The sequence below is a fragment of the Streptomyces sp. SP17BM10 genome, assembly GCF_036322405.1.
GTDB lineage: Bacteria > Actinomycetota > Actinomycetes > Streptomycetales > Streptomycetaceae > Kitasatospora.
Window position 1 is genome coordinate 1 of record NZ_JAQYXB010000157.1, and the last position, 4,085, is coordinate 4,085.

Sequence of the window (4,085 nt, forward strand, 5' to 3'; positions counted from 1 at the left end):
CACACCCCCGACGAAGTCCGCGAAGCACTCCAACTCGGCGCCGACACCCCCGTCATCACCCTCGACGCCCGCCGCCGCGACAGCGCCAAGAGCGCCCTCATCACCCTCGTCGAACACGCCCTCCTCGCCCGGCTGCGGTGACCGGACCGCGAGAGCGCGAGCGACCCCCCGCCCCGGCGGACCGTCCTGCCGACGGTGCGCCGGGGCGGGGGTGCTTACCGGCAGGTGTCCGACAGGGGCGCCCCGCAAGACCCGCGCATAAGCGGTGGATAACGGTTCGGTAGGCATTTCGTGATCAACAGTGACGCTGCGTGGCCGAATCACGTCACTCAGCGCCAGAAGACCACGGTTTTGCGCCGTCATGTCAGCGAATGTCCAAATTGTGCCGACGCGGGCGGCATTCGGAGCCTGTTTGTCCCCCATCCCTGCACGTGCTGAAATTCCAGCTACCCCTGTAGCTTTTTCCGCCCGGCCCACCGGCGGCGGACCGTGGCCCGGGGCAGCGCTGGATTGATCCATGGCCGACTGTCGGCCGAGAGGTAGTTGTCGAGTGAGGCGTAAGCAGCAACCCGCCCCGCAGCGGCGCTCCGAGCCCCGCCAGAGCGAGCCGAACGGTACCGCAACGGAATCGGCCGGATTCTCCGCGTTCACCCCGACCGAGGAGCGCTCACCGGCACCGCAGCCCGTGAACCCCCCGGGCGGCCCGAAGGAGCCCCGCAGCGGCGGCTCGACGGGTACGACGGGCTCCGAGAGCTCCAGCCGCTACGACTTCCTCAGGCCGCGCAACTGGCGCGTGCCGACGCGTCTGATCGCGATCCTCCTGATCCCGGTCATCATCAGCCTCGTGTTCGGCGGCCTCCGCGTGAACACCTCGGTCGACGGCTACATCAAGGCGTCCCGCGCCGAGAAGACCGCCGAGCTCGCCAAGGCGGCCACCGAGCTCGCCGAGGCGCTCGAGAACGAGCGCGACAAGACGCTGATACCGATCCTCACCAAGCAGGACCCGGACGGCACGGTCGCCAAGACCCGCGCCGCCACGGACACCGCGCTGAAGGCGTACAACGCCGCCTACGACGCCTCGGACAAGTCCGGCGAGCTCCCGCGCCGCCACCAGGCCTTCCAGGACCTCGTGATCAACCTGCCGCACCTGCGCGCCAACGCGTACGGCGGCGAGCTGTTCGCGAGCGCCACCGCGGACGCCTACTCGACGCTGTTCGCGCCGCTGCTGGCCTTCGACAACTCGGTCGGCCTCGGCTCCACCAACGCGACCAGCAAGGGCCGCGCGATCTACGCCATGTCGCTGGCCAAGGCCTCGGCCTCGACCCAGCGCGCCCTCATGCTGCACCTGCTGGTCGGCATCGGGTCGAACTCCGTGACGCGCTACGAGAACCAGGACCTCACCGAGCAGATCATCGTCTCGGAGAAGCTGGAGCAGACCGCACTCACGGAGTTCAACACCGGTAGCGACCCGGTCGACGCCAAGAAGTACGCGGACGCGCAGGTCGCCCTGGCCACCGCGCAGGAGCGTTCGGCGTACAAGATGCCGAACGGCACCGCGCCGACCATGCAGTCGCTGCTGAACCTCGCCGCCGCCTACAGCCAGGCCGCCGCAGACGGCCAGACCAAGGGCAAGGCCGCCGCCGACGCCGCCTTCAAGGAGGCCAAGGACGCCGGTCTGACCCCGGAGAACTGGAACCAGGCCGCCGGCAACCACATCCAGGCCCTGCGGAACACCGAAGTCCAGCTGCTCGACGACGTGCTCACGGACTCCCGGAGCCTCAAGGACAACGCGCTCTACGACGCCATCCTCAACACGGTCATCGTCGTCGCCGCGCTCATCCTGGCCGGGCTGCTCACCGGTTACGTCGCCCGCTCGATGATTCTCGGCATGCGCACCCTGCGCAACGCCGCCCTGGAGATCGCCGACAACCGCCTGCCGGACCTCGTCGAGAAGCTCTCCAAGACCGACCCCGAGCGGGTCGACACCTCCGTCACCCCGATCCCCCTGCACGGCAAGGACGAGATCGGCGAGGTCGCCCGGGCGTTCGACCAGGTCCACCGCCAGGCGGTCGAGCTCGCCGCCGAGCAGGCGCTGCTGCGAGGCAACGTCAACGCGATCTTCACCAACCTGTCGCGCCGCAGCCAGGGCCTCATCCAGCGCCAGCTGGCGCTGATCACCGACCTGGAGAACAACGAGGCCGACCCGGACCAGCTGGAGAACCTCTTCAAGCTGGACCACCTCGCGACCCGCATGCGCCGCAACGGCGAGAACCTCCTCGTCCTCGCGGGCGAGGAGGCCGGCCGCCGCTGGAACACCCCGGTCCCGCTGGTCGACGTGCTCCGCGCCGCCGCGTCCGAGGTGGAGCAGTACGAGCGCGTCGAGCTGTCCGGCATCCCGGAGGTCGAGGTCGTCGGCGCTGCCGTGACCGACCTCGTCCACCTGCTCGCCGAGCTGCTGGAGAACGCCACCTCCTTCTCCAGCCCGCAGACCCGGGTGCTGGTCAACGCGACCCGCCTGCCGGACGGCCGCGTGCTGGTCGAGATCCACGACAAGGGCATCGGCCTCACCGCCGACGACTTCGCCGAGATCAACGAGAAGCTGGCCGAGCCGCCCACGGTCGACGCCACCATCTCCCGCCGCATGGGCCTCTTCGTGGTCGGCCGGCTCTCCCAGCGCCACGAGATCCGCGTCCAGCTCCGCCCGTCCGGCGAGTCGGCCGGCACCACCTCGCTCGTCATGCTCCCGCCGTTCGTCACCAAGGGCGGCCCGGCGCCGGAGCCCGAGGAGCAGTTCACCGTCTCGCGGATCTTCGCCGAGCAGGAGCCGGCCGCCGAGTGGGCCGTCGACGCCCGCACCCGCAGCGCCGCCGAACTGGGCTTCGACGACCACCTCACCGGCAACGGAAACGCCGGATCCTCCGGCTTCAGCCCGGCCCTGGAGTCCGTCCAGCGCTCCCAGCGCCTCGACCAGGTCCGCCGCGCCGCGCTGGAGTCCGGCCCGCACGGCGGCGCCGAGCAGCCCGTCCTGGACGCCGAGGTCGAGGAGGAGTACCCGCAGCAGGGCTACGACCAGTACGCCCCGCAGCAGGGCTACCAGCAGCCCTACGCCGACGACCAGTACGGCTACGGGCAGGACGGGTACGCCCAGGACGGCTACGGCCAGGACGGCTACGGGCAGGACGGGTACGGCCAGTACCAGCAGCAGGGCTACGACCAGACCGGCTACGCGGACGACCAGTACGCGCAGCAGGACTACCAGGAGCAGGGCTACCAGGGCTACCACGACGGCTACGCCGGCGACCAGTACGCCCAGCAGGCCCAGGACGCCCCGGCCGGCCACCCGTACGCCCCGGAACCGCCCGCGCTGCCCGCCGCCGAGGCCCCGGCCACCACCCTGCCGTCCGGGCTGCCGCAGCGCCGCCCCGGCCAGCAGCTGGCCACCGGCGGCCCGGCCGTGACGCCCGCGCCCGCCGGTGCCGACGGCGAGACCCCGAACTGGTTCGCCGGCGCCAAGGACACCTCGACGTCCTCCGAGTCCCGCGGGCACGACGTGTCGGCGCTCGGCGGCTACGGCCCGACCGGTCCGACCGCCAACTCCGCCTGGCAGTCGCCGAACGACAACGCCTGGCAGCGGGCCGAGCAACTGCGCGAGCCCGCGTCCGGTGGCACCACCCAGGCCGGCCTGCCGCGCCGCGTGCCCAAGCAGAACCTGGTGGCCGGCAACGCCAAGCCCACCCCGCAGGACGGGCCGCAGGTCTCCCGCAGCCCCGAGGAGGTCCGTGGCCGTCTCACGAACCTGCGCCGCGGCGTGGAGCAGGGCCGCACCGCCGGCAACACCGGAAGCTTCCGGATCGACCCCGATCAGGTAGACCAGTCCGGCAACGGACAGAACCGCAGCACCGATCTCTTCGGCGGCTCGAACCACCAGGAGCGTTGAGTTGACTCAGATGAGCCAGGCCGCACAGAACCTGAACTGGCTGATCACCAATTTCGTGGACAACACCCCCGGGGTGTCCCACACCGTGGTGGTCTCCGCGGACGGCCTCCTGCTGTGCATGTCCGAGGGCTTCCCCCGGGACCGCGCC

2 protein-coding genes and 1 pseudogene are annotated in these 4,085 nt (G+C 71.0%); all 3 read left to right on the top strand.

Annotated features, from left to right (window positions below; genetic code table 11):
- Positions 1–141: pseudogene (locus tag PUR71_RS00555) on the top strand (ATP-binding protein); the annotation flags it as partial.
- Between the two features lie 409 nt (positions 142–550).
- Positions 551–3,937, top strand: a complete 3,387-nt coding sequence (locus PUR71_RS00560) for a sensor histidine kinase (RefSeq protein ID WP_329924289.1) — start codon at positions 551–553, stop codon at positions 3,935–3,937.
- A 10-nt stretch (positions 3,938–3,947) separates the two neighbouring features.
- A partial coding sequence (locus PUR71_RS00565) for a roadblock/LC7 domain-containing protein (RefSeq protein ID WP_329882915.1) occupies positions 3,948–4,085 on the top strand: 138 nt, incomplete at its 3' end.